This window comes from Chryseobacterium salviniae, assembly GCF_035819015.1.
In the GTDB taxonomy this organism is placed as follows: Bacteria; Bacteroidota; Bacteroidia; order Flavobacteriales; family Weeksellaceae; genus Chryseobacterium; species Chryseobacterium salviniae.
In genome coordinates, this window is sequence record NZ_JAYLAA010000001.1 from 1 (window position 1) to 22,828 (window position 22,828).

Annotated in this window: 22 protein-coding genes; 7 read left to right on the top strand and 15 right to left on the bottom strand. The window is 37.2% G+C overall.

Going from position 1 to position 22,828, the window contains the following annotated elements:
• Nucleotides 1-111: 111 nt before the first annotated feature.
• Nucleotides 112-1,209, bottom strand: coding sequence for a glycosyltransferase family 4 protein (locus SOP96_RS00005; RefSeq protein ID WP_326319193.1), 1,098 nt, complete (start codon nucleotides 1,207-1,209; stop codon nucleotides 112-114).
• Nucleotides 1,206-1,433: a uroporphyrinogen decarboxylase gene (locus SOP96_RS00010; RefSeq protein WP_326319194.1), complete on the bottom strand. Its 228-nt coding sequence runs from the start codon at nucleotides 1,431-1,433 to the stop codon at nucleotides 1,206-1,208. Before SOP96_RS00010 ends, SOP96_RS00005 begins: the two co-directional genes overlap by 4 nt.
• A 152-nt stretch (nucleotides 1,434-1,585) precedes the next feature.
• On the opposite strand from SOP96_RS00010, the gene SOP96_RS00015 reads away from it, so the two are divergent.
• Complete coding sequence (locus tag SOP96_RS00015) at nucleotides 1,586-4,120, top strand: ATP-dependent Clp protease ATP-binding subunit (protein ID WP_326319195.1); 2,535 nt, start codon at nucleotides 1,586-1,588, stop codon at nucleotides 4,118-4,120.
• Nucleotides 4,121-4,356: 236 nt separating this feature from the next.
• On the opposite strand, the gene SOP96_RS00020 is transcribed toward SOP96_RS00015, so the two are convergent.
• Nucleotides 4,357-4,884 (bottom strand): hypothetical protein, encoded by a 528-nt coding sequence (locus tag SOP96_RS00020; RefSeq protein WP_326319196.1) that lies wholly within the window; start codon nucleotides 4,882-4,884, stop codon nucleotides 4,357-4,359.
• Nucleotides 4,885-4,998: 114 nt separating this feature from the next.
• Here SOP96_RS00020 and mnmA point away from each other — a divergent pair, with 114 nt between their 5' ends.
• On the top strand, nucleotides 4,999-6,186 hold the full coding sequence (gene mnmA / locus SOP96_RS00025) for a tRNA 2-thiouridine(34) synthase MnmA (RefSeq protein ID WP_326319197.1): 1,188 nt from the start codon (nucleotides 4,999-5,001) through the stop codon (nucleotides 6,184-6,186).
• 439 nt (nucleotides 6,187-6,625) lie between these two features.
• Here the strand turns inward: mnmA and SOP96_RS00030 are convergent, their stop codons facing one another.
• A complete protein-coding gene (locus tag SOP96_RS00030) occupies nucleotides 6,626-7,375 on the bottom strand; it encodes a glycine-rich domain-containing protein (RefSeq protein WP_326319198.1) in 750 nt (249 codons plus the stop codon).
• Between the two features lie 113 nt (nucleotides 7,376-7,488).
• On the opposite strand from SOP96_RS00030, the gene SOP96_RS00035 reads away from it, so the two are divergent.
• The gene (locus tag SOP96_RS00035) at nucleotides 7,489-8,385 is read left to right on the top strand and encodes a hypothetical protein (protein ID WP_326319199.1); all 897 of its coding nucleotides are present in this window, start codon (nucleotides 7,489-7,491) and stop codon (nucleotides 8,383-8,385) included.
• A gap of 73 nt (nucleotides 8,386-8,458) precedes the next feature.
• Here the strand turns inward: SOP96_RS00035 and SOP96_RS00040 are convergent, their stop codons facing one another.
• The 11 genes from SOP96_RS00040 to ruvB all read right to left on the bottom strand — a co-directional run bounded on the left by SOP96_RS00040 (nucleotide 8,459) and on the right by ruvB (nucleotide 18,537).
• Complete coding sequence (locus SOP96_RS00040) at nucleotides 8,459-9,202, bottom strand: LytR/AlgR family response regulator transcription factor (protein WP_326319200.1); 744 nt, start codon at nucleotides 9,200-9,202, stop codon at nucleotides 8,459-8,461.
• A gap of 55 nt (nucleotides 9,203-9,257) precedes the next feature.
• Entirely contained in the window at nucleotides 9,258-9,533 is a 276-nt protein-coding gene (locus tag SOP96_RS00045; protein WP_326319201.1) for a 2TM domain-containing protein, read from the bottom strand.
• Nucleotides 9,534-9,682: 149 nt separating this feature from the next.
• The gene (locus SOP96_RS00050) at nucleotides 9,683-9,976 is read right to left on the bottom strand and encodes a 2TM domain-containing protein (protein ID WP_326319202.1); all 294 of its coding nucleotides are present in this window, start codon (nucleotides 9,974-9,976) and stop codon (nucleotides 9,683-9,685) included.
• A 210-nt stretch (nucleotides 9,977-10,186) separates the two neighbouring features.
• A complete protein-coding gene (locus SOP96_RS00055; protein ID WP_326319203.1) occupies nucleotides 10,187-10,756 on the bottom strand; it encodes a methyltransferase family protein in 570 nt (189 codons plus the stop codon).
• Between the two features lie 11 nt (nucleotides 10,757-10,767).
• The gene (locus SOP96_RS00060; protein ID WP_326319204.1) at nucleotides 10,768-11,082 is read right to left on the bottom strand and encodes a 2TM domain-containing protein; all 315 of its coding nucleotides are present in this window, start codon (nucleotides 11,080-11,082) and stop codon (nucleotides 10,768-10,770) included.
• A gap of 8 nt (nucleotides 11,083-11,090) precedes the next feature.
• The gene (locus tag SOP96_RS00065; protein WP_326319205.1) at nucleotides 11,091-12,410 is read right to left on the bottom strand and encodes a 2TM domain-containing protein; all 1,320 of its coding nucleotides are present in this window, start codon (nucleotides 12,408-12,410) and stop codon (nucleotides 11,091-11,093) included.
• Between the two features lie 126 nt (nucleotides 12,411-12,536).
• Nucleotides 12,537-13,187: a hypothetical protein gene (locus SOP96_RS00070; RefSeq protein ID WP_326319206.1), complete on the bottom strand. Its 651-nt coding sequence runs from the start codon at nucleotides 13,185-13,187 to the stop codon at nucleotides 12,537-12,539.
• Between the two features lie 86 nt (nucleotides 13,188-13,273).
• Nucleotides 13,274-15,514: a TonB-dependent receptor gene (locus SOP96_RS00075; RefSeq protein WP_326319207.1), complete on the bottom strand. Its 2,241-nt coding sequence runs from the start codon at nucleotides 15,512-15,514 to the stop codon at nucleotides 13,274-13,276.
• A 377-nt stretch (nucleotides 15,515-15,891) separates the two neighbouring features.
• The gene (coaE, locus tag SOP96_RS00080) at nucleotides 15,892-16,527 is read right to left on the bottom strand and encodes a dephospho-CoA kinase (protein WP_326319208.1); all 636 of its coding nucleotides are present in this window, start codon (nucleotides 16,525-16,527) and stop codon (nucleotides 15,892-15,894) included.
• Nucleotides 16,528-16,535: 8 nt separating this feature from the next.
• Entirely contained in the window at nucleotides 16,536-17,402 is an 867-nt protein-coding gene (locus tag SOP96_RS00085) for an MBL fold metallo-hydrolase (protein WP_326319209.1), read from the bottom strand.
• Between the two features lie 112 nt (nucleotides 17,403-17,514).
• The gene (gene ruvB / locus SOP96_RS00090) at nucleotides 17,515-18,537 is read right to left on the bottom strand and encodes a Holliday junction branch migration DNA helicase RuvB (protein ID WP_326319210.1); all 1,023 of its coding nucleotides are present in this window, start codon (nucleotides 18,535-18,537) and stop codon (nucleotides 17,515-17,517) included.
• A 295-nt stretch (nucleotides 18,538-18,832) separates the two neighbouring features.
• Between ruvB and hutI the strand changes: the two genes are divergently transcribed.
• The 4 genes from hutI to SOP96_RS00110 all read left to right on the top strand — a co-directional run bounded on the left by hutI (nucleotide 18,833) and on the right by SOP96_RS00110 (nucleotide 22,813).
• A complete protein-coding gene (gene hutI / locus SOP96_RS00095; protein ID WP_326319211.1) occupies nucleotides 18,833-20,056 on the top strand; it encodes an imidazolonepropionase in 1,224 nt (407 codons plus the stop codon).
• 19 nt (nucleotides 20,057-20,075) lie between these two features.
• On the top strand, nucleotides 20,076-20,468 hold the full coding sequence (locus SOP96_RS00100) for a hypothetical protein (protein ID WP_326319212.1): 393 nt from the start codon (nucleotides 20,076-20,078) through the stop codon (nucleotides 20,466-20,468).
• Nucleotides 20,469-20,486: 18 nt separating this feature from the next.
• Nucleotides 20,487-21,401, top strand: coding sequence for a formimidoylglutamase (gene hutG / locus SOP96_RS00105; protein ID WP_326319213.1), 915 nt, complete (start codon nucleotides 20,487-20,489; stop codon nucleotides 21,399-21,401).
• Between the two features lie 119 nt (nucleotides 21,402-21,520).
• Complete coding sequence (locus SOP96_RS00110) at nucleotides 21,521-22,813, top strand: NAD-dependent succinate-semialdehyde dehydrogenase (RefSeq protein WP_326319214.1); 1,293 nt, start codon at nucleotides 21,521-21,523, stop codon at nucleotides 22,811-22,813.
• Nucleotides 22,814-22,828: the final 15 nt, after the last annotated feature.

Genomic DNA, 22,828 nt, shown 5'->3' on the forward strand with positions numbered 1-22,828 from the left:
ATCTTTTTGCCTCCGGCTSGGCGGCTTCGCCGCCGASCCGGATCCAAAAAGGATGTCGCGGCAATCGTGGCTAGGGTGGCATACATTATTCTTGTAAATAGCAAAAGAAAATTATAAAGATGCCCTTTTCATAACCTCCAGCAATCTTATCTCTTCATTTTCCCAGCACAGAATAGCGGAAGCTTTTTCAAGCTCCGGTAAATAATTTCTCCTTCCTTTATTTAATACAATCTGAATTGTGCGAGCAATATTTTCAGGGTTGTGATCCTTTATAATTTCACCAATATCATATTGATCCTTTATCTTCTGCATTTCAGGAAGATCCGATAATATCAAAGGAACCCTCGCCTGCATACAATCCAAAACCTTGTTTGGAAGCGAATAATAATAGCTTTCGCCGCCATTTTCTTCAATGCTCATTCCGCAATCTGCAGTGAGGGTAACTTTCCGAAGATCTTCCGGTAAAAGTTTTCCCAGGAACACAACCTTATCCTGAAGATTTTCCTTTATAACCAATTGTTCATATTCTTTCTTCCTTGGACCATCACCTGCAATCTTAAAAATTACATTTTCAAGATAATGCATTGCCAAAATGGCTTTATCAATTCCCCGGAATGGATTAATTACACCCTGATATAAAATAATGTTAGGATTATTGTCCGGAATTTCATAATCAAAATCAAATTTTCGAGGTGCATTCTGTACAACAGCCGCCTGAATTCCGTATCGTTTTTTAAACCAATCTGCATAACCTGAACTTGCCGTAATCATCAATTCAAGATCCGGAAGCACTTTTTTCTCCAGATAGCGCCACAGTTTTTGTGACATTTTGCCCCGAATTGCCGGCATTTCGGAAAAAATTTCATGACTGTCAAAAATCAGCGGAATCTGCATTTTTTTAGCAATTAAATAATTCGGAAGCAGGGCATCCAGATCATTGGCATAAAAAATAGTTTCCTTATCCGCTTTTTTCTTTAGCTCCCGGTATAATTTCCAGTTGAATTCAAAATAAGCGGTCTTTAAACTCTTTGAAATCAATTGTATTTTCGAAACCGGATAAGGCCGTGACAACTTTTCATTTCCACCCCACGTATTGCCAATGAGTTCAATCGAATAGCCGTTTTCATGAAGAGTTCTGCAAACCTTTTCAATGCGTTGGTCCGTATACAGATTGCTAAAAGCTGAAACTATGATTTTTTTCCTGCTCATTTTTTGTTTTTATCGAACAAAAGATAATAAATCTGTATAAAACAAATTATCCCGTTAGGAATAATTACCGGCCAGAGCATCCCATTGAAAATACCATACACCACAAAACAGATACATCCTATCATATTGACAATCCTGATTTTTCTTACATCTTTCAGGATGAAGCTCAGTACAATAAACAAAGATGCAGAATAGCCGATATAGGCCGCAATTTCAGGGTTCATGAAAGAATTTTAGAAGGGCACAAACTTAATCATTTTCAGGAAGATAATAAAATTTTTTCTGCCATAAAGTCATTTATTGGTTTTTGGTAAAATATTTGTAATTTAGATATTGAATAAATGGCAATGCTGCTTTTATTCTAATGAGATATATTATGGATTATAAGTTTTCACAAGGTTTGAGCCAGGTGTTCAAACAAAGCAAAAGCGAAGCGAAAAGGCTGAAAAGTGAATTTCTTAATACAGAACATCTACTTTTAGGTATTATAAAAACGGAAAACTCTGCAAAAGAAATCCTTCAAAACCTTAATGCGGATTTAACACAAATCAGAAGAAAAATTGAAACTTTAAATACAGCAAGTCTTAATCCTATATCTGAGGAAGTTACCAATATTTCTTTCACTAAAATGGCAGATCATGCCGTTAAACGTGCAGAACTGGAATGCAGGCAATATAAAAGCAATGAAATTAATACCGTTCATTTGCTTTTGGGCATTCTTTACAAATATGAGGATCCTACTTCAACTATTTTAGGAGCTTATGACATTGATTATGAAGGAGTTTCAAAGGAATACCAGACTATGTTGAAGAATTCCGGGCAGTCACCGCAAATGAGCGCATATGATGATGATGATGATCGCGAGGAATTTGAACAGATGAGAAAGCCTACAGGAAATTTAGGCTCGGCAAAAAGCAAAACGCCAACTCTGGACAATTTCGGAAGAGACCTTACTTCTCTCGCAAGAGACGGGAAGCTCGATCCTGTTATTGGCCGTGAAAAAGAGATCGAAAGGGTTTCCCAGATTTTATCAAGAAGAAAGAAAAACAACCCGCTTCTTATCGGGGAGCCGGGTGTTGGTAAATCTGCCATTGCGGAAGGTCTGGCTTTAAGAATTCAACAGAAAAAAGTTTCCAGAGTTCTTTACGGAAAACGTGTGATTACCCTTGATCTTGCAAGTTTAGTTGCAGGAACAAAATACCGTGGTCAGTTCGAAGAAAGAATGAAGGCGATTATGACCGAGCTGGAAAAGAACAGAGATGTCATCTTATTCATTGATGAGCTTCACACCATTGTAGGTGCAGGAAGTTCAACAGGAAGTTTAGATGCATCGAATATGTTTAAACCGGCATTGGCAAGAGGCGAGATTCAATGCATAGGGGCTACAACGCTGGATGAATACCGCCAGTATATTGAGAAAGACGGAGCTTTGGAAAGAAGGTTCCAAAAAGTAATGGTAGAACCAACTTCTATTGATGAAACCATTCAGATCCTTAATCAGATTAAAGATAAATACGAAGAGCATCATAATGTAGTCTATACTCCTGAAGCCATTGCGGCATGTGTTAATCTTACCTCAAGATATATTACAGACCGTTTCTTACCGGATAAAGCAATTGATGCGATGGATGAAGCCGGCTCTCGTGTTTATATTAAAAATATGAAAGTTCCTACAGAAATCATTGATTTTGAAAAGAAAATCGAAGAAATCAAGGAAATGAAGCAGAAAGCAGTAAAAGCCCAGGACTACTTGGAAGCAAGAAAGCTGAAAGATGAAGAGGAAAGACTTCAGATGGAGCTTAATGCCGCTCAGGACAAGTGGGACAAAGATGTAAAAGAGAAAAAAGAAACCGTAACAGAAGAAAATGTAGCAGAAGTGGTTTCTATGATGAGTGGCGTTCCCGTAACAAAAGTTGGTAAAAATGAACTTGACAAGCTTGCCGGAATGGATGGAAACCTGAACGGAAAAGTAATCGGCCAGGAAGACGCTGTTAAGAAAGTTGTTAAAGCTATTCAAAGAAACAGAGCCGGACTTAAAGATCCGAACCGACCGATCGGTACGTTTATTTTCTTAGGAACAACAGGTGTTGGTAAAACTGAGCTGGCTAAAGTAATGGCAAGAGAACTCTTCGATTCCGATGAAGCATTAATCAGAATTGATATGAGTGAATATATGGAAAAATTCGCCGTTTCAAGATTAGTGGGTGCGCCTCCGGGATACGTTGGATACGAGGAAGGCGGACAATTAACGGAAGCTGTTAGAAGAAAACCTTATGCTGTGGTGCTTCTGGATGAGATTGAAAAAGCACATCCGGATGTATTCAATATCTTGCTGCAGATTTTAGATGAAGGCCACGTTACAGACAGTTTAGGAAGAAAAATTGACTTTAGAAATACAATCATTATCCTGACTTCCAATATTGGTACAAGAGATCTTAAAGATTTCGGAGATGGGGTAGGTTTCGGTACTTCTGCTAAAAAATCAAGCTCCGATACAAGAGCAAGAAGCACGATCGAAAATGCACTTAAAAAAGCATTTGCTCCTGAATTCCTCAACAGAATTGATGACATTATTATCTTCAACTCTCTTGAACAGACCGATATCAAGAAGATCATTGATCTTGAGCTTGGTAAATTATACAGCCGTCTTGAAAAATTAGGCTATAAAGTAGAATTAACAGAAGAGGCTAAAGATTTTATTTCCGAAAAAGGATGGGATAAAGATTTTGGGGCAAGACCATTGAAACGCGCGATCCAGAAGTATATTGAAGATTTATTAGCTGAAATGCTGGTAAATAAGCAATTGAACGAAGGAGAAACTGTAGTGCTTGACGTCAATGAAGCAAAAGATGGCTTAGACGGCAAAGCTTCAAAACCCAAAAAATCGGCAGAAAAGTCTTCTCAATCTTAAATAAATAATTTAATTATAATGAAAGCATCGGAAATTTTTTTCTGATGCTTTTTTTATTTTTTTATAAGCCATAAACTCCCACTAATAGCACAGATTTCACAAAATTTAATTAATTCTTAAAAAAAATCTGCGGAATCTGTGCTATCCGCGGGAGAACAAATATTTTCTCACGCAGATTTAGCAGATGCCGCTGATCTGAATGCAATGATCTTAAACAGCACTTTTCAGAATACAGATTAAAGCCCCACTACAAATCCGATATTCGGAACCAGCCCACTGGAGAAAATACTTGAATTTTCTTTCCATAGCACATTATACATCAAGCCTAGCTGCAAAAAAGAATTATTACCGATTTGCTGCATATAGCCACCGCCAAGATACAAAGCATCTTCATTTTCATTGGTTTTAAAATCGTAGAATTTATCTTTATAATTAATGAAATAATGCTGATAATTAGCACTGATAAAAAAAGTTCTTCCAATGTAATAATTCAGGAAAGGGCCAACTCCGAACATGGTTGAACTGTACGCATTGGATTTCTGCCATGATATGCTTCCTAAAACACCGCCTTCCAGATCATCAGTAAGCCTGTATCCTACTCTCGGAGCAGCTGAAAGGTTAAAGTAATTGTTGCTTCCGAAGCCCAACCCGATTCCGCCTCCGAAAGTCCATCGGTTATTATTTTCCGGCGACGTCCCTACAGCTATCTGTGAGAATAGAGATCCTGAAACAAGCAAAAATAAAGGAATAATAAACTTTTTCATGTAATATTGTTTTTGTCAATGCTTAAAATTATCACTTTTTTGCGAATCTTTTTAATTGTATTTTTGCACCGTCAAACTAAGAGCTCCCGTTAAGAGTTTCGTAAAATTGAAAAAATGAAAATAGTAGTAGGCCTATCAGGAGGTGTAGATTCAAGTGTAGCGGCATATCTGCTGCAACAGCAAGGGCACGAAGTCGTAGCTTTATTTATGAGAAACTGGAACGATGCTTCCGTAACCCTGGAAGACGAATGTCCGTGGATTGAAGACAGTAATGATGCGCTGATGGTTGCCCAAAAACTGGGAATTCCTTTCCAGGTAATTGATATGAGCGAACTGTACAAGGAAAGAATTGTTGATTATATGTTCGATGAATATCAGAAAGGAAGAACCCCAAATCCTGATGTACTGTGTAACCGGGAGGTAAAATTCGATGTGTTCCTGAAAACGGCACTATCACTGGGCGCAGATAAGGTAGCAACCGGACATTACGCCCGAGTAGATTCTACCTTCGACGAAAACGGAAAAGAAATTTTCCATCTTTTAGCCGGAAAAGACAACAATAAAGACCAATCATACTTTTTATGCCAATTAAGTCAGGATCAATTATCTAAAGCTTTATTCCCGATCGGAGAACTTACAAAACCTCAGGTAAGAGAAATTGCGAAAGAAATCGGACTGGTAACGGCTGATAAAAAAGATTCTCAGGGCTTATGTTTTATCGGAAAAGTAAGTCTTCCTCAGTTCCTTCAACAGCAATTGGTTCCGAAAGAGGGAGAAATTGTGGAAATTTTCAAAGATTCACCTCTTTTTACCCAAGAAACGCCGAAATTTTCTTCCAAACAGGAAGAACTTGAATTTTTAAGCCGGAAAATCAATTATAAAAAAGCTGACGGAAAGGTAATCGGAAAGCATCAGGGTGCCCAGTTTTTCACCATCGGACAGAGTAAAGGCCTGGGAATCGGCGGACATAAGGAAAGCTGTTTTATCATCTCCAGAGATATGGAAAACAATATTCTTTTTGTGGGAGAAGGACATCAGTTTCCGGGATTGCTTAAAAAGGCTTTGAAAATTGATAATTCTGAGTTGCACTGGGTGCGTAAAGATTTGCAGCTGAAAAGCGGAGAATCGATGGAAGTAATGGCCCGATTCCGTTACAGGCAGCCTTTGCAGAAAGCAATGCTGTATCAGTTTGATGATGCTTTTTATATTGAATTTGAAGAACTGCAGTCTGCCATTGCGGAAGGACAGTTTGCAGCGTGGTACAAAGGAGAGGAATTGTTGGGAAGCGGCGTAATTTCATAAGAAAAAAAGTAATTTTAATATTCATAAAACCCGAGCATTTTTGTTTTGGGTTTATTTTTAGATAAAAAGATAATGCTTACTTTAATTTACACTTGAAATAAAATCTTTTAATAGTCAGAAATATAATTCAAATAGTAGAATTATTATTAAAAGTCCTACAGGTTTCACCAAATAAATTCCAATAAAAAGCTTAATAATTCCTACTAAAATAATTGAGACTAAAACATAAAGCTCTGTTTCGGAAATTTTATATTTGAAATATTTTAAAGTTAATATCAAACTGTAAAATATAAAGGTAAGAATCAGATAAAACTTTAGAAAATCCGGACCTTTCAAAGAAAATGGATTTGAAGTATGGTTCATGATAAACAGCCATAAAAAACTGATTGCAAACGGAATAATGTAAAAAAATATTCTTTTCATTGCCTTGAATTTTATATCAATCTCCGCCGCCACATCCTCCGCATCCTCCTCCACAACTGCTGCTGCATGATGAACTTCCTCCGTCTCCGCTAGAACCGTCGCTTCCGCAGGTATAGAAAAATGTTCCGTCACCTCCGGAGTCTGTATTGTTTTTATCTGATCCTTTATTATTACTGAATACTTTTATAAGCAAAACCAAAATTACGAAGGAGAAAATCACCGTAAAAAATATTCCTAATCCGCTGTTGTTATTTTCAGAACAGGAATAAATGAAGAAAGCGCAAAGAACCAGAAGAACAATTTTACCGAAATATGATTTATTTTTCCTGTTAGACGGCTTTAAATCCGGTTTCCAGATCTCTTGTGGTGGTTCCTGCTGAAAGATTTCGCGGTAGCTTTTTAAGGTTTCATTAAACCATGTTTTGTGTTTTTCATTTTCCTTTTGCCCGCCATTTGACGGATGATGATGTAAAGTACGCTGTAAAATTTCCGGACAGAACTTTTCCCAATAATTCCGGGTATAGATTAAATGCATATGCCACACTTTATCTACAATTTCGCTGGGTGAAGCTCCATTGGGCAGTGTACAGCAGAGATAGACAAATTTTTTGTATTCTTCAATGGCTTTTGCCGTAAAGCGCTCTGTCCAGTTTTCTTCTTTCGCCAATTTTTTAGAAAAGGGAAAAGCAGCATTCGGATGATCTAAAGAAAAGTTTTGAAGTCTTTTCCAAAGCGGGTCATTTTGTAAGATGAGTTTTGTTTCCATTGTTTTGTTATTTATTTTCTACTCAAATATCGTTCAAAGAATAAATATAAAAGTCTCAGGAAAATCTTTTTAAGTTTTAAAATAATCTTATATTAGTCTTATAATTTAACCGAATGAAAAAAGAAGATCTATTACATTTAGAAAAGCTGATGAATTTCTTAGCAATGCATTTCCTGAAAAAAAATCATTGGGAAGATGTTTCCAAAACAGAATGGTCTTATATAGTTGCTGAACTGAATGACCTCATCAGCAATGAAAATCAGGGAAAAGGAATCAAGAAAGAACCGGCTATCCTGGGTTCTAATTATCTGTATGAACATGTGATCATCAACAAATTAAAAAAATATTATCAGGATAAAAATGCCATTATCAGCAAGCCTAACCTTGCGAAATTAAGTCAGATCGTCAGAGTTTTAGGTTATTCTAATTATATTGATTTTATTAATTCTAATACAGAATCATTCAACTTTAATGATTTGCGGATTGATATGAATAATGTGAAGCAGAACACAGAACTGCTTGATAAATTGGTCGGCTGCTGGTATTCTTACAACAGGAATCTTCATGAAAGCCCTCTTTTGGCCAAAGAAAACCGAATCTGGAGATCTGCAACAGAGATTTATAAATCTGAAACATCGGGAGAATATTTCATCGAAAGAAGCGGCGGCGACCGCCATAAATATTTCGGAAAGGTAACTGCGTATTCTGATTATGTTTTTATCATCATGAACAGCAATACGTTTATTCGCCAGCGTCATTTTATCTCAAGGATAAAAGATGTCAAGGAAAAGCTTAAAAATCCAGAATACAAGCTCCATGAATTGCATTTTATAAGTACGTGCATCAGTTTTAACCAGGAGCCGATCGCTCTTTTTGAAATTTTTCAGAAAGCGGACCGGAAAACATTCATCACAGATTCCATCAGCTTTCCCATCGACAGTGAAGAAATCCCGCCATCTATTGTAAAACAACTTGAAGATACGGAAGCTAACCGGATTGATTACAAGTAGTTGGTGGTTTTGGGTTTTGAATTTAAGGAATGGAAAAGTCTTTTATCTTTTATCTATTATATTTCTTCTCAAATCAACATACCAGCCAGTCTTTAAAATCCTTCACCCGGTCACGGCTTACAGTGATTTCTTCTTTAGGCTGAAAATCAAGCTCCACTTTATAGTTGGGTGATGTGTGGATATTTTTAATATAATCTGAATTGATGATAAACTGCCGGTTTACCCTGAAAAATTTCTTGTCATCCAGAATATCTTCCAGCTCATCCAGTGTAAAATCCGAAGGAAAAGCCCGCTCCTGAGTCTGCAGGTAAACGATTTTATTTTCACTGTAAAAACAGCTTACTTCGTGGGTCTGTACAATTTTAAGATTATACCCTATTTTGACTAAAATTCTGGAAAGCGTGGTTTTATCTTTCTTAATTAACTGCTTTATTTCCTGTGAATTATCCGAATTATCCGAAGGAATAAACGATTTGAATTTTTCAATGGCCGCTCCGAGGTCTTCTTCCAAAATAGGTTTTAAAAGATAATCAATGCTGTTGAGCTTAAATGCTTTCAGAGTGTACTGATCGAATGCCGTAGTATAAATGATAAAGGCTTTTGTCGGAACTTTTTCAAAAATATCAAATGACAGGCCGTCTCCCAGAACAATATCCGAAAAAATAAGCTGCGGATGTTCATTTTCCGCAAACCAGGAAATGCCTTCTTCAACAGATTCTATTTTGGCAAGCAGCTCAATTTCTGTGAATTCGCTAAGCATTCTTTCCAGTTTCCTTGAAGCGGGTTTTTCGTCTTCGATAATGACTGTTCTTATCATTGTTGAGTTCCAAATTTCGTTTTACAAGCTAAAAATAATCAAAAGTTACCAGTTGCTAAAACTGAATCGGTTCTTTTGTCTTTTTCATTTCTTTTTCGATGATGCCTCTTTCCCATTCCGAATCGAAAATGAAAAGCTTTACGGCTTTCACAGTTAAAATTATTCCCCATATTGCCAGAATTACGGATCCGTCCCAAAGCGAAAGGTTGAAAATTCCTTTTTCCAGAATATCGTCCGCGAAAATGAATACAGCTACGATTCCAAACCATAAAAGGCTTTTGTAGAATTTTTTTAAATCGTGTACTCTCTGTTGTGCCTGATTGTAGTTCATTGTATTAATTTTTAAAGTTTGTTTGAATAAATTTAACATTAAGAAATTCAGCTAATTAAATTAATTTAGTTGAGAATCAATAAATTGATTTTAATTAAGTATTTTAAGCTACTGTTTTAATTTCAGTGAAGTTTTAATAATAATAAAATTTAAAGTGTTTTTGTATTTCTTCTTTCTTCTTCCATCAGTTTTCTGATCTTTTTTTCTTCCCAGTCTTTGCTTATTCCGAAGGTATTGGCTGCATGCGCCAGAATTCCGATTCCCCAGCCTAACATCGGCCATAAAAACCATAAATAATGAGGAGATGTGATAAGGTTTAATACTGCTAAAAATGAAATAACCAGGCAATAGGAAGTAAGGTTTCCGTAAAATCCTTTTAATTCTTTTACTCTTCTTGTTGCTTTTTGGTACGCAAGGTCTTCTTTGTTGGTGAAAGTTTCCATAATTTTTATTTTAAGATTAATTGTTTGTTTTTGTTGAGACAAATGTAGGACGGAAACAAGCCACAAATCAATTTTATATAACCGAACCGTAGAATAGGTATCCTGAATTGTAAAAATCCCGACTCAATGGAGAATCGGGATTTTGTTTTTCTTGATTGTTCTTTCTATCGCGGATTTTGCAGATGACCCTGATCTTAATCCGATGTGAGATTAATAAATAAACGGAATCAGTTTTTTTGTTTTTCTCCGGTATTCCAGATATTCCTCCCCAAACTGCTCGATTAAAGTTCTCTCTTCAACGGTTATTCTGTAACTGAAAGCAATAAACGGAATAGCAAATGCTAAAATCAGTGAAAACCAGTTGTTAAGATACAATCCGAGACCAAGCGATGTCAGCAGCGAAAAAGCGTAAGAAGGATGCCTTACATATTTGTAGAAGCCTTCTTTTTTAATTTTATGATCTTCCCGTATCGTTACATCAACGGTAAAATATTTTCCTAATGATCTGATGATGATAAACCTCAAAATAATTCCTGTCCAGACAAGAACAACTCCGGCATAATAGATCCAGATTTCGCCAGAAATCGGAAGTTTTGTGAGGTATGAAACGCCAACAGACGATGCAATGGATAACGGAATAGCCAGCCATAAAATGTTCAGGGTTGACTGGTCTTTCCCTTTTTTGTCGTTGTCCCCGGATTTCAGAATATTCTTGTAGAGAATTTCACTTAAAAACCACGCTCCCATGGAAGCGGCAAACAAAATCTGTAGTGTTTCCATTGTAACATTTGTTATTTGTTATGAGCTGCTTTTTCTTCCTCCATCAGTTTTTTTATTTTCTTTTCCTCCCAGTTTCTTCCCAGAATCGCACCTGGTACAAAAACATTAATGGCATAGCCGATAAGCCCGATTCCCCAGAATAAAGGAAGAGAAAAATATTTCAGATGCCAGATGGTTCCTCCCGGTTTTAATTGCCGGTAATTCATGATCAGGATAAATATATTTACGGCGAAGTAAACAAACACAAAAACGTAAAAGTTTTTTATTTTCTTAACTCGCTTTTCTGCTTCTTTATATCTGATATCATCTTTGCTGATAGGATTCATGCTATTTGCTATTTACGATTATTTTGTTTTTCTAAAATTTCCCGGATCTTCCTTTCTTCCCAGCCTTTCCCGATTGCGAAAACACCTGCTCCGTGAGCCAACAGGCCTATCCCCCAACCCAGCATCGGCCAGTAAAACCAAAGATTACGTGGTGAAGTAATCAGGTTGAGAATGATTAAAAAAGGTATGATAATGCAGTAGGAAATCAGATTTCCGTAGAAACTTTTAAGCTCTTTCACTCTTTTATGGGCCCTTTCGTACGATTTGTCTTCATCATTCATTGTATCGCTGACAATGTTTGTTTTTGCAGACAACACCGGAAGCTTTACTTTAAAATAATCTTCAGATTTTTCGATAAAGACATTTCTTTTGGTGAGAAGAGAATACCTTTGTACGATATTCGCTAATCCGATTCCGGAGCTCTCCTTGATCTGTTCTCTTACCTGAAGGTTGTTTTCAATACAAAGCGTATCGTTCTCAGAGTAAATTTTAATGATAAGTGGTTTTGATGATGTTGCAAAATTGTGCTTGATACAGTTTTCCAGCAGCAGCTGAAGCGACAAGGGGACAACAAATCTTTTATAATCTTCTTTTTTAATATCAAAAACGAAATCTACGCTGTCTTCAAATCTTGTTTTTAGCAATTCGCTATAAGTTTTTGCAAATTCCAGCTCCTCTTCCACGGTTACCAATTCTTTATCTTTCTGTTCCAATACATACCTGTAAATCTTTGACATTGAAGCCGTAAACTTCTGCGCCTGTCTGGGATTTTCGTCAATCAACGAACTTAAAACATTCAACGAATTAAATAAAAAATGCGGATCGAGCTGGTTTTTCAGGCTTTCAAACTGAGCGTTGGCAGATTTTGCGATAAGTTTCTGCTCTACCACCTCTTTTTTAGAAGTTTTTTTCAGTTCTTCCATAAAGCCTTTGGCGTGGAGAAATGCTGAGATCAGCAAAGCAATATTAATGGTAAACCAGTTGATATAGTTGTATTTACCGGTAAAATATTCTTCTGTAGTAGCGCTTTTCTGCAAGACGACAAAATTCATGTAATTGCAGAAATACACCAGGATAATATTGGCCAATAAGATGGAAACAATGCTTATGAAGGCTCTTTTGGTAGTGGCTTCCGACCATGGAAATTTCTTGTTGAGAAAATCATTAATCAGGCCATTTCCTGCTCCCAAAACAAAAGAGTACATGGAAGATATGGCAATGGTAAGCATAAAATTGTCCAGGGTTTTCTCATCTGTAAAAACAAAAAAGAAAAACATGGATGTTGCCAGTGATATCCAGCATAAAGTGATAAAGTTCCTGCGTTTCATGATCAATTTTCCTGCCTCAAAATTAGGCTATCCTAAATGTATTAAAAAATTATTTTTTGCCGAGCGGTCATTTTTTGGTACTGAACAGCAATTAAAAACCTTCTCCAAAGAGAAGGGTTATGGAAATTATTTTGCAGCTCCGCTTAGAAAATATTCTGCTTCGGCTTTCCCCCAGTTCGGGTCTAAAGCGGTTTTCGGTTTAAAGGCATTGAATTTTTCCAGCGCTGCTTTAAATTGCTGAAGTCCTTTCTCTTTGCTTCCGCCGTATTGTTCCGGGGTAAAATAGGTGTCTTCCGCCTTGATAAGCGCCACTCTCGGGTTATTAGGATCAAGGGTTTCTGCTTTTTTCAATTCTTCCATGGCTTTCATCCCGTCTGTCATGTATCGTTCTGCGGGATTTTCCATCATTCTCAGGGAATAGGCCATTTTTCTCAGGAGATGAATTTCAGAATTGTCTTTTCCGGCAATGGCTTCTGCCTGGTCAAGATATTTGTCGGCAGCGTTGGCATTTACAGATAGTTCAGACATTTTCCCGGACTGCATCAGCATTCTTCCTTTCTGCAGATAAGCTAATGCTGCGTAATAAGAAGGCAGCCATTGTTTGGTTTCCTTTTTTGCAATCCTATCAAAATCATTGGCCAAAGCCTGAAACTGCTCGACTGACATGGTTGTTTCAATCTTTGCGATTTTATCAGACATTACTTTTTCATAATCTGTCTGAGCAAAAGCCGTGAAGCTCATCATACTTAAAGCGAAGGTTAAAAGATATTTTTTCATTTTTCAATTTTTTTTAAAGTTAATATTATTGTTTTAAAGTTTAATTTATTGTTTTAAAGTTTAATTTATTTGATTTGAACAAGAAATTACAAATTATTATTGATGGCATCCTGGGTCTTATCGACTCCGAAACTGATGAATGCTCCTACAAAAACGAAGGTATTTACCGGCGGAACTACTGCAGAGTTTCTGCTTCCGTCCATTGAAAAATTATAGCCGAAAACATTTTTAGACCCCAACACATTTGAAACACTCAGTACAAGTACAGTAAATGCTTTTGCATCTTTTTTTCCCAGATTCGGAAGATAATTCACGCTGAAATTCAATGCATTGTAATCTTTTAAACGACCTTCTTGTCTTACAAAATATTGCTGTTCGCCGTTCGTATCCTGTGATGCAATGTCGTAATACGGGCGTCCTTTTGCATAAGTGTACGATAGATTGAAACCGGTTTTCCATTTCGGAAAAAATCTTTTGGCTACTGCTGAAAGCGTATGCTCGGAAGCAAAGTTGGGTTTTAAACTTACCGGATAATTCATAAAATCCCTTTTCGAATCTAAGTAAGAATAGCTGATCCAGTAATCAATGTTTTCAAATGTTTTTTTATCTCTCCAGAATAGTTCAAGACCTTTTGCAAAACCATAGCCATTGTTGTTATCTGCAGTTTGCACATATTGGTTCTGTCCGTCAATATAGCTTAGGTTTTTTACTTTGATCAGATCATCGTACTTTTTATAAAAGGCCTCGAATCTAAGGCTTCTTCCTTCGGATGTTCGTTGCACCTGAAAGATAAAATGTTCAGCTTTCTGAAAATCGAGAGTAGCCGGCGAATTGATGTACCTGCTTTCCGGATTTTGATAAAAAAGGCCGTAGGCAAACGATGTTGTCCAGTTTTTTGCAAAACGATATGCTAAAGCAAGACGTGGCGCAATATTGCTCTTTTCAAGATAAGAGGAATATTCTGCCCTCACGCCTATTTTGGCCGACAGCTGATTGCTGAATCCCAGGTCTGTTTCTAAGAATGCAGAAGAAATCAGATCTTTATAATGCTTCTGAACAAATTCATCAAAGCTGAGTTTTTCGCTGGTTGCATTGAGTTCAAAGCCTCCGCGCAATGCGCTGATCCTATTAACTTTCCTTTCTAAAACGGTTTTAAAATTAATGTAATTTCCGTCCGTTAAAAGTTTTGTATTTCCGCTTTCCACGTTATTTTTTTCGGTGGAAAAATCAAGATCCGACCGGTTGAATGAATAGGAAGTTCCTGCATTCAGCAAATATTTTCCGAATTTTTGTTTGAATGACAAATTGTGATAGGTATTTTTTCCCTTTAATTGTACCAAAGACCAATCGTATTCTTCCGGCTCCAGGCTTTGGGTTTTCACTCCTATCCTGTTGGAATCGTACATTCCGTAATATTTAATGAAACCTCCGGATTTTGTTTTGATTCTGAAATTAAAATCTCCGTTGAAACTTTGGGGAGCTTCTGAAAAATCGGTATTAAAATTAAATACGTCCTGCATCAGCTGCAAATTGGAATATCCTAAGCTTGCCCCGAAAGATGAATTTTTATTATCAGTAAGTCTTTGAAAACCGGCATTTAAAAAAATGGGTGAAACTCCGAAATCATATGAGCTCTGATCCGGGAGATCAACACTTTCCAGCATCAGTGCCCCGGAGAGCGCCTGTCCATACAATGCAGAATATCCACCGCTTGAGAACACATTTCCTTTAAAAAGTGAAGTATTGAAACGGTCTCTTCCTGCAATTCCCGGAACCGAATTCGAGAAGTAATTGTTGATCAGGCTTCCGTCCATGAAAATTCTGGATTCCGTTCCTGTTCCGCCACGAATGAAAAGGCCTTCTGTTTCACCGACTTTCTGAACGCCCGGAAGAAAAGTTAATGCTGAAGAAATCTGTCCGTCTGCTCCGGCCGTGGTATAAATATCAATGGGTGTTAATAATGCGGTTGCTCTTTTTCTGTCACTGGCTTCAATGGAACCCGCAGAAACCACTACCGCATCAATCTCATTGATCTGTTCTTTAAGTTCAGCATTAACTGAAATTTCCTGATGATCAATGGTAATTGCTTTTTCAACTTCAATGTATTTGGGATGTGAGAATAGTATCGTTTTATTTCCTTTTTCTGAAGTTTCAAAGGAGAAATTTCCGTTGGAATCGGTTGTTGCTCCGTCATAAGTATCTTTTAACGTTATATTCACTTCAGCTATCCCTTTATTTTTGTAGGTTACCCTTCCTGAGATTTTTGTCTGCGCGATATTGAGCGTAAAAGATAAAAGAGTGAAGAGCAGTAATAGTTTTGTTTTCATAGCTTTTATTTTCGGTTCAAAAATAAGATGAATTTCCCCCGAAAATAATTTTTTTTTGCTGAATGGTAGAATTTGAATTCTGAACCGTTGTTTTTGTTCTTGAATACAGATTCGTGAGCTTTTGGTAATTATTTTTTAGACCACCCGTCAAAAATTCAAGAAATTTTTGCCATCCTCCGGAGGGGAATTTAACAACTAACTAGTAATTTTATTTTTTAATGATTACTAATCAATTAACAGGCTCTCAGTAATGGGAGCTGTTTTTTATGAGTTGTATGGTAAATAGGATAAGAGAAAATATATCAAGCTATAGGAATAAAATGCAGGTTATACCTTCTATTAGCAAAAACCCACCGAATACTCAGTGGGTTTTATATTTATTCAATGTCGAAAACGATCTTTTCAGTAATTTCTTTTAAATCTTCGAGATTGGTATTGTTGTAAATAATGCAGTCTGCCAGTTTTATTTTATCTTTTTCGGGCATTTGTTTTTCCATAATGGCCTGTACTTCTCTGTAAGTTTTACCGTCCCTGTCCATTACTCTTTTCATCCTGATATTATCTTCTGCGGTTACCAGAATAGATTTATAACAGTCTTTATTAAGCTTCAGTTCAAATAACAAAGCAGTTTCTTTAAAAACCAGATACTTTGTCTGCTTCTTAACCCAATTTTCAAAGTCATGACGTACCGCAGGATGAATAATGTGATTTAACTGTTCCAGGAGATTCTTATTGTTGAATACCTTACCCGCTACAAATTTTCTGTTATAAGTCCCGTTTTCATCGTATGCCTCTTCACCCAAAAGTCCCTTAATCCTAACTTTAAGATCTTCATTTTCATTAACGATATCTTTGGCTCTTTCATCTGAATAATAGACAGGGAATCCAAATTCCTCAATAAATTTAGCTACGGTGGTTTTCCCGGATCCTATTCCGCCTGTAAGGCCGATAATCTTGGGTGATGATAATGGTTCCGGCTCAGCTTTCTGGGTTTCTGAATGTAATTCTTCCATAGTTTATATTAATATCCGAAAATATCATTAAAACTAAATGTCTCATCAAGTCTAACTCCCTTTTCCGTCATCTTAAGGCTTGCTAATTCGTTATGCGCATCATGCTCAAAAAACAATAAATATTCATTATCAACACATTGTTTTAGGAATTTCCCCTTTTCTTCCATCGTTAGAAGAGGCCGTGTATCATATCCCATTACATACACCTGGTTGATATGCCCTGCGGTTGGGATAAGATCTGCTGCAAAGACAATGGTTTTCTCCTGGTACTGAATTACAGGAAGCATTTGTTTTTCCGTATGCCCGTCAACAAAAATAACATCCATTTTCAGATCCGGTGCAAAACCATAATTTCCGGTGGTTGGGAGAGGTAAAAAATTGAGCTGCCCGCTTTCCTGAATCGGAATGATGTTTTCTTTTAAAAAGCTTGCCTTTTCTCTTGCATTAGGCACTGTTGCCCATTGCCAGTGGTTTTCATTCGTCCAGAACTGTGCGTTTTTGAAAGCAGGGCGGTACCCTGTTTTGTCGTCATTCCATTCAATGGCGCCACCGCAGTGATCGAAATGAAGGTGGGTAAGAAATACATCGGTAATATCTTCTCTTACAAAACCATATTTTTTTAAATTTTTATCTAAAGTATCATCTCCCCAAAGCGAATAATGGCTAAAGAATTTTTCGTCCTGTTTATTTCCCAGTCCGCAGTCGATTAAGATCAGCTTTTTGCCATCTTCAACAAGCAGGGAGCGTGTTCCCAGCTCAATCAGGTTTCTTTCGTCTGCAGGGTTGGTTTTTTCCCACAGACTCTTCGGGACGACTCCGAACATGGCGCCGCCATCCAGTTTAAATTTTCCACACTGTATTGGATATAGTTTCATATTAAGACTTATAATGTTTGTTTGCTTTCTGAAAAATAAGATTTTCAGAGCAACTTTAAAAATAATTTAAATAATATTTTCTTGCCGTTTTATATCCGTCAGAATTCCTTATTCAGAAAAGCTCTCCCGGATTTTTTGGCCTTGAAATATCTAAATGCTTATACGCTTTATCTGTCACTTCACGACCTCGTGGCGTTCTGATGATAAATCCTTCCTGAATTAAAAATGGCTCATATACTTCTTCCAGCGTTTCCGGATTTTCTCCTATGGATGTTGCCAATGCTGAAATACCTACGGGCTTTCCTTTAAAGTTTTCAATCATAACGCGCATGATTTTATTATCCATTTCATCCAGCCCGAATTCATCTACATTTAAAGAGTTTAGAGCATACTTGGTAATATTGATTTCAATTTCCCCGTTTCCTTTGATTTCTGCAAAATCACGAACTCTTCTCAAAAGAGCATTGGCAATTCTCGGCGTTCCCCGACTCCTGCGTGCAATTTCAATAGCAGCGTCTTCATAAATTTTTACTCCCAGAACCCTTGAGCTTCTCTGGATGATCATTGATAAAAGCTCTATGGTATAATATTCCAGTCTGCTCTGGATCCCGAATCTTGCCAACATTGGCTTGGTAAGCATCCCGCTTCTTGTGGTAGCGCCCACTAATGTAAATGGATTTAACCCAATCTGAACGCTTCTTGCGTTCGGGCCGGTTTCCAGCATGATATCAATTTTATAATCTTCCATCGCAGAATATAAATATTCTTCCACCACAGGAGACAAACGGTGAATCTCATCAATAAAAAGAACATCATTCTCTTCAAGATTCGTAAGCAATCCGGCAAGGCTACCAGGTTTATCCAGTACGGGACCTGAAGTAATTTTGCAGTTAACCCCAAGTTCATTGGCGATAATGTTTGCCAAAGTTGTTTTCCCAAGTCCGGGTGGACCATGAAGTAAAACATGATCTAATGCTCCGCCACGTTTTTTGGCAGCAGTTACAAAAATTTCGAGATTTTCAAGTGTTTTTCTCTGCCCCGCAAAATCTTTGAAGCTCTGCGGGCGAATCTGTTCTTCCTGTGCAAGCTCTTCACGGGAATAATTATCTTTATCCGGATGTAAAAAATCAGGCATTAATTCAATTTCATTTACTGTGAAGATAAGAAAATTGAGGGTAACAATAAAGATTGAGGATAAGATTAAGGGCAAGGCCTAGGTTTTGGTAGATGTGTGCCGTTTTACGAGTCATCATATTAATTTATTTTAAGTATTTTTGAGAGAGAAAACTGTAAAGATGAGATTGGTCAGCTTATAATGGATTTGATTTCTGCATAATGACAAATAAAGTACGGTATGTTATCTTGTTGAATAAGTAACCTATTAAGATCTTATATAAACCAATATTATCTAAATTTTAGTCAAACAAAAAATGAAATTAATAGGTCCTTTCAGGCAGGTTATTACCCTTGCCAATCTTCCATTAAGAGGAAAAATATCCGATGAACAAATCGAAATTATTGAAGATGGCGGAATTTTAATCAGTCAAAATAAGATTCAGCAAATAGGAAATTTTGAAGCTTTAAAATCTGAAAATCAAAATATAGAAATTGAAGAAATTGAAGGAGTGCAAATAGCGCTTCCGGCTTTTACAGATTCCCATACACACATTTGCTTTGGCGGCAATCGGGCGAATGATTTTGCCATGCGGAATGCAGGAAGAACCTATCTCGAAATTGCGGAAAGCGGTGGCGGAATCTGGAGTTCCGTTCAGCATACAAGAAATGCTTCTGAAGAAGAATTATTAACCACATTACTCCAAAGAATTGATTTTTTATTGGCTCTCGGTATTACCACCATTGAAATAAAAAGCGGTTACGGGCTTGATGCAGAGAATGAACTCAAAATGTTGCGGATCATCGGAAAAGCACAACAGGAAACAAAGGCGACTCTTGTTCCTACCTGCCTCTCGGCTCATTTAAAACCCAGGGACTTTGAAGGAAGTAATCAAGAGTATTTACAATATATTTTAACGGAAATATTACCGAAAGTCAAAAAAGAAAACCTGGCAAAAAGAGTGGATATTTTTATTGAAAAATCAGCATTCCGGCCGGAGGAAAGCAAAGATTTTTTACTTAAAACGAAAGAGTTAGGCTTTGAAATTACCGTTCATGCAGATCAGTTCACGCCGGGAAGCTCAAGGATAGCGGTTGAAGTTGGGGCAAAATCTGCAGATCATCTGGAAGCCACTATTGATGAAGATATTGAGTTTTTAGCAAAATCTGATACCGTGGCAACAGCTTTGCCGGGTGCAAGTTTAGGTTTGGGCGAAAAGTTTACTCCGGCCAGAAAGCTTTTGGATGCAGGAGCCATCTTGGCAATTGCCAGTGACTGGAATCCCGGTTCGGCCCCGATGGGGAATCTCATTACGCAGGCATCAATTTTAGCAGCTTTTCAAAAACTGACGACCGCCGAAGTGTTAGCCGGAATTACGTTCCGTTCTGCTTTTGCGCTTGCACTGGAAGACAGGGGAAAATTGGAAAGTGGTTTAAAAGCAGACTTTGTGACCTTTAAAACCAATAATTTCCAGAATATTCTGTACAATCAGGGAAGTCTGAAAGCTGAGAATGTCTATATAGATGGAGTAAGGATTTAAGCATATTTAAAAACGATACATGAAAAATTTTAATAGCATAAAAGAAAAATATGTTTCTTTAGGAGTTCCTGAAAAGCATATTGATTACACTTTTAATGCGGTGAAATCAGGAAGTAAAAGGGAAATTATTGTTAAAAACTTAACTTCCGATGTCAGAAATGTTGATCACAAATCAGCAAATTGTATGCTTGATGATATGTTTTCAGCAAACGGAGGAGAATTTAAATATGAAAATAGAAGCGGTTATATCTACTCTATATTTTATTTAATTGCCATTGTTGTTTTGCTTCTGTTTATAACATTTTCTAACAATGATAGTTTAGTTATTAAACTGAGTTTTGCGCTAATCCCTTTTTTGGTCTTGTTTTTGAGAACATTTATACCAACATTGAAAGGAAAATTCAGAGAATAATCTGTAAAAAATACGATAATGATTTGGCAGGGAAGATTAGACGGAGAAGAGTTGCTTTTCCATAGAATATTTCAGAGAGTTAAAGAGGAAACCAATTACGATCTTATTTCAACAAAAGATTTCGTTGTACACGGTTTTGCTGTAGACGAAGGAGTTCGCAGGAATAAAGGAAGACAGGGCGCAAAAGATGCCCCGGATCTCATCAGGAAAAATATGGCAAACTTTCCGGTTATCCGTCCGGATTTTTCCTTACTTGATTTCGGAAACATTACCTGTGACGATGAGAATCTGGAAGATGCCCAGAACAATCTTGCAAAAAACGTTTCTAAAGTATTGCTGAAAAACGGCAGATCCGTTGTTCTCGGAGGCGGACATGAGGTTACCTACGCACATTACCTGGGCCTGAAAACAGCATTTCCGGAGCAGAAAATCGGAATCATCAATATTGATGCCCACTTCGACAACCGAGAGCCTGAAAACGGAATAGGGGCAAGCTCGGGTACCGGGTTTTGGCAGATTGCTCAGGAAGGCCCTGTTAATTCTTTACATATCGGCATTCAAAGAAACTCCAATACACTCAAATTGTTTGATACAGCCCACCAATATGGTATGAAATATATATTGGCAGATGAAATTTTCTTTGAAAACCTGCCTTCGGTTTATCAGAGAATCAATGATCTTGTGGAGCGTGTTGATTATTTATATCTCACAATTTGCATGGATGTCTTCAATGCTTCGATAGCTCCAGGAGTTTCTGCGTCTGCTTATAACGGGATCTTCGCAGATGCTGCATTTATGCATTTGTACAAACATATTCTGAAAAGCGAAAAGCTCTTGGCTCTGGATGTAGCCGAAGTAAATCCGGTGTATGATATTCAGGACAGAACGGCAAGGCTCGCAGCGACCCTTATCAACGAATGGTTTATGATTTAATAATGTGTCCGATAGAGAGAATCATTACTTTACTGAAATACAAGGAACATATTTTGTTCCCATCATCATGCTATTAAAGCAATAATAAATTCATTTGAATTTAAAACAAAGACTATTTTATGGAACAATTAATTGAAAATAAGCTTATCAAAGCAGATAAGGCATTTTCAGAATGGAAGAAAACGCCGTTCGAACACCGGCAGAAACTCATAGCCAAAGCAGCTGAAATTTTAAAAATGCGCTCTGAAGAATTTGGGTCTGCTATTACTTCGGAAATGAATAAGCCGATTTCCCAGTCCATTGCAGAAGTAGAAAAATGTGCTTTAATGATGAATTATTATGCAGATGCCGAAAACATTTTACAGCCTGAAAAAATACAATCTGAATACTCTTATTCCGAAATTCATTATATCCCTAAAGGTGTAATTCTCGGTATAATGCCCTGGAATTTTCCTTTCTGGCAGGTGCTGAGATTTGCAATTCCGGCTATTTTAGCGGGAAACACTGTTGTTTTAAAGCACGCATCCATCTGTTTCGGTAGTGGAAATGCTATTGAAAAAGTACTACTTGAAGCGGGTTTTCCCGAAGGTGTTTTTCAGAATCTTGAAATTGGACATAAAGATGTAAAGGAGGTTCTTGAACATCAAATTATTTCGGGAGTAAGCCTTACCGGAAGTGAAAAAGCAGGCGCAGAAGTGGCTTCCATTGCAGGGCAAAATATTAAAAAGTCTTTACTTGAATTGGGTGGCAGCGATGCATTTATTGTTTTGGATGATGCGGATCTGGATGAAGCAGCTAAAGTGGGTGCGCTTGCAAGGCTTCAGAATTGCGGACAAACATGCGTAGCCGCAAAGAGATTTATCATTGATGTAAAAATAGAGGATGCTTTTCTCCCGAAATTCATTGAAGAATACAAAAAATACGTTCCTGCAGATCCTATGGATAAGGAAACGAAAATTGCAGGGATGGCAAGGCCTGACTTAGCGGATGACCTGGAAAAACAGTTCCGTAAAGCGTTGGAAAACGGCGCGGAAATTATTCTCCCTCTGGAAAGAATTTCTGATCATGAGTTCAAGCCAGGTCTGATCAGAGTAAAAGAAGGGAATCCTATTCTTCATGAAGAACTTTTTGGCCCGTTGGGAATGGTAATGACTGCTAAAAATGATGAAGAAGCACTAAAAATTGCCAATGATATTCCTTTCGGACTCTCCAATTCGGTATGGACAAAGAATAAAGACCGGCAATTGTTTTTTATTGAAAACTTAGAATCCGGAACGGTAAATATCAATAGGATGACAAGCTCTGACCCGCGTTTTCCATTCGGCGGAACAAAAGCTTCCGGATACGGAACGGAACTTTCATTATTAGCTTTAAAAGAATTTGTAACTGCAAAAACGGTTGTTGGAAATTAAATTTAATAAATATCA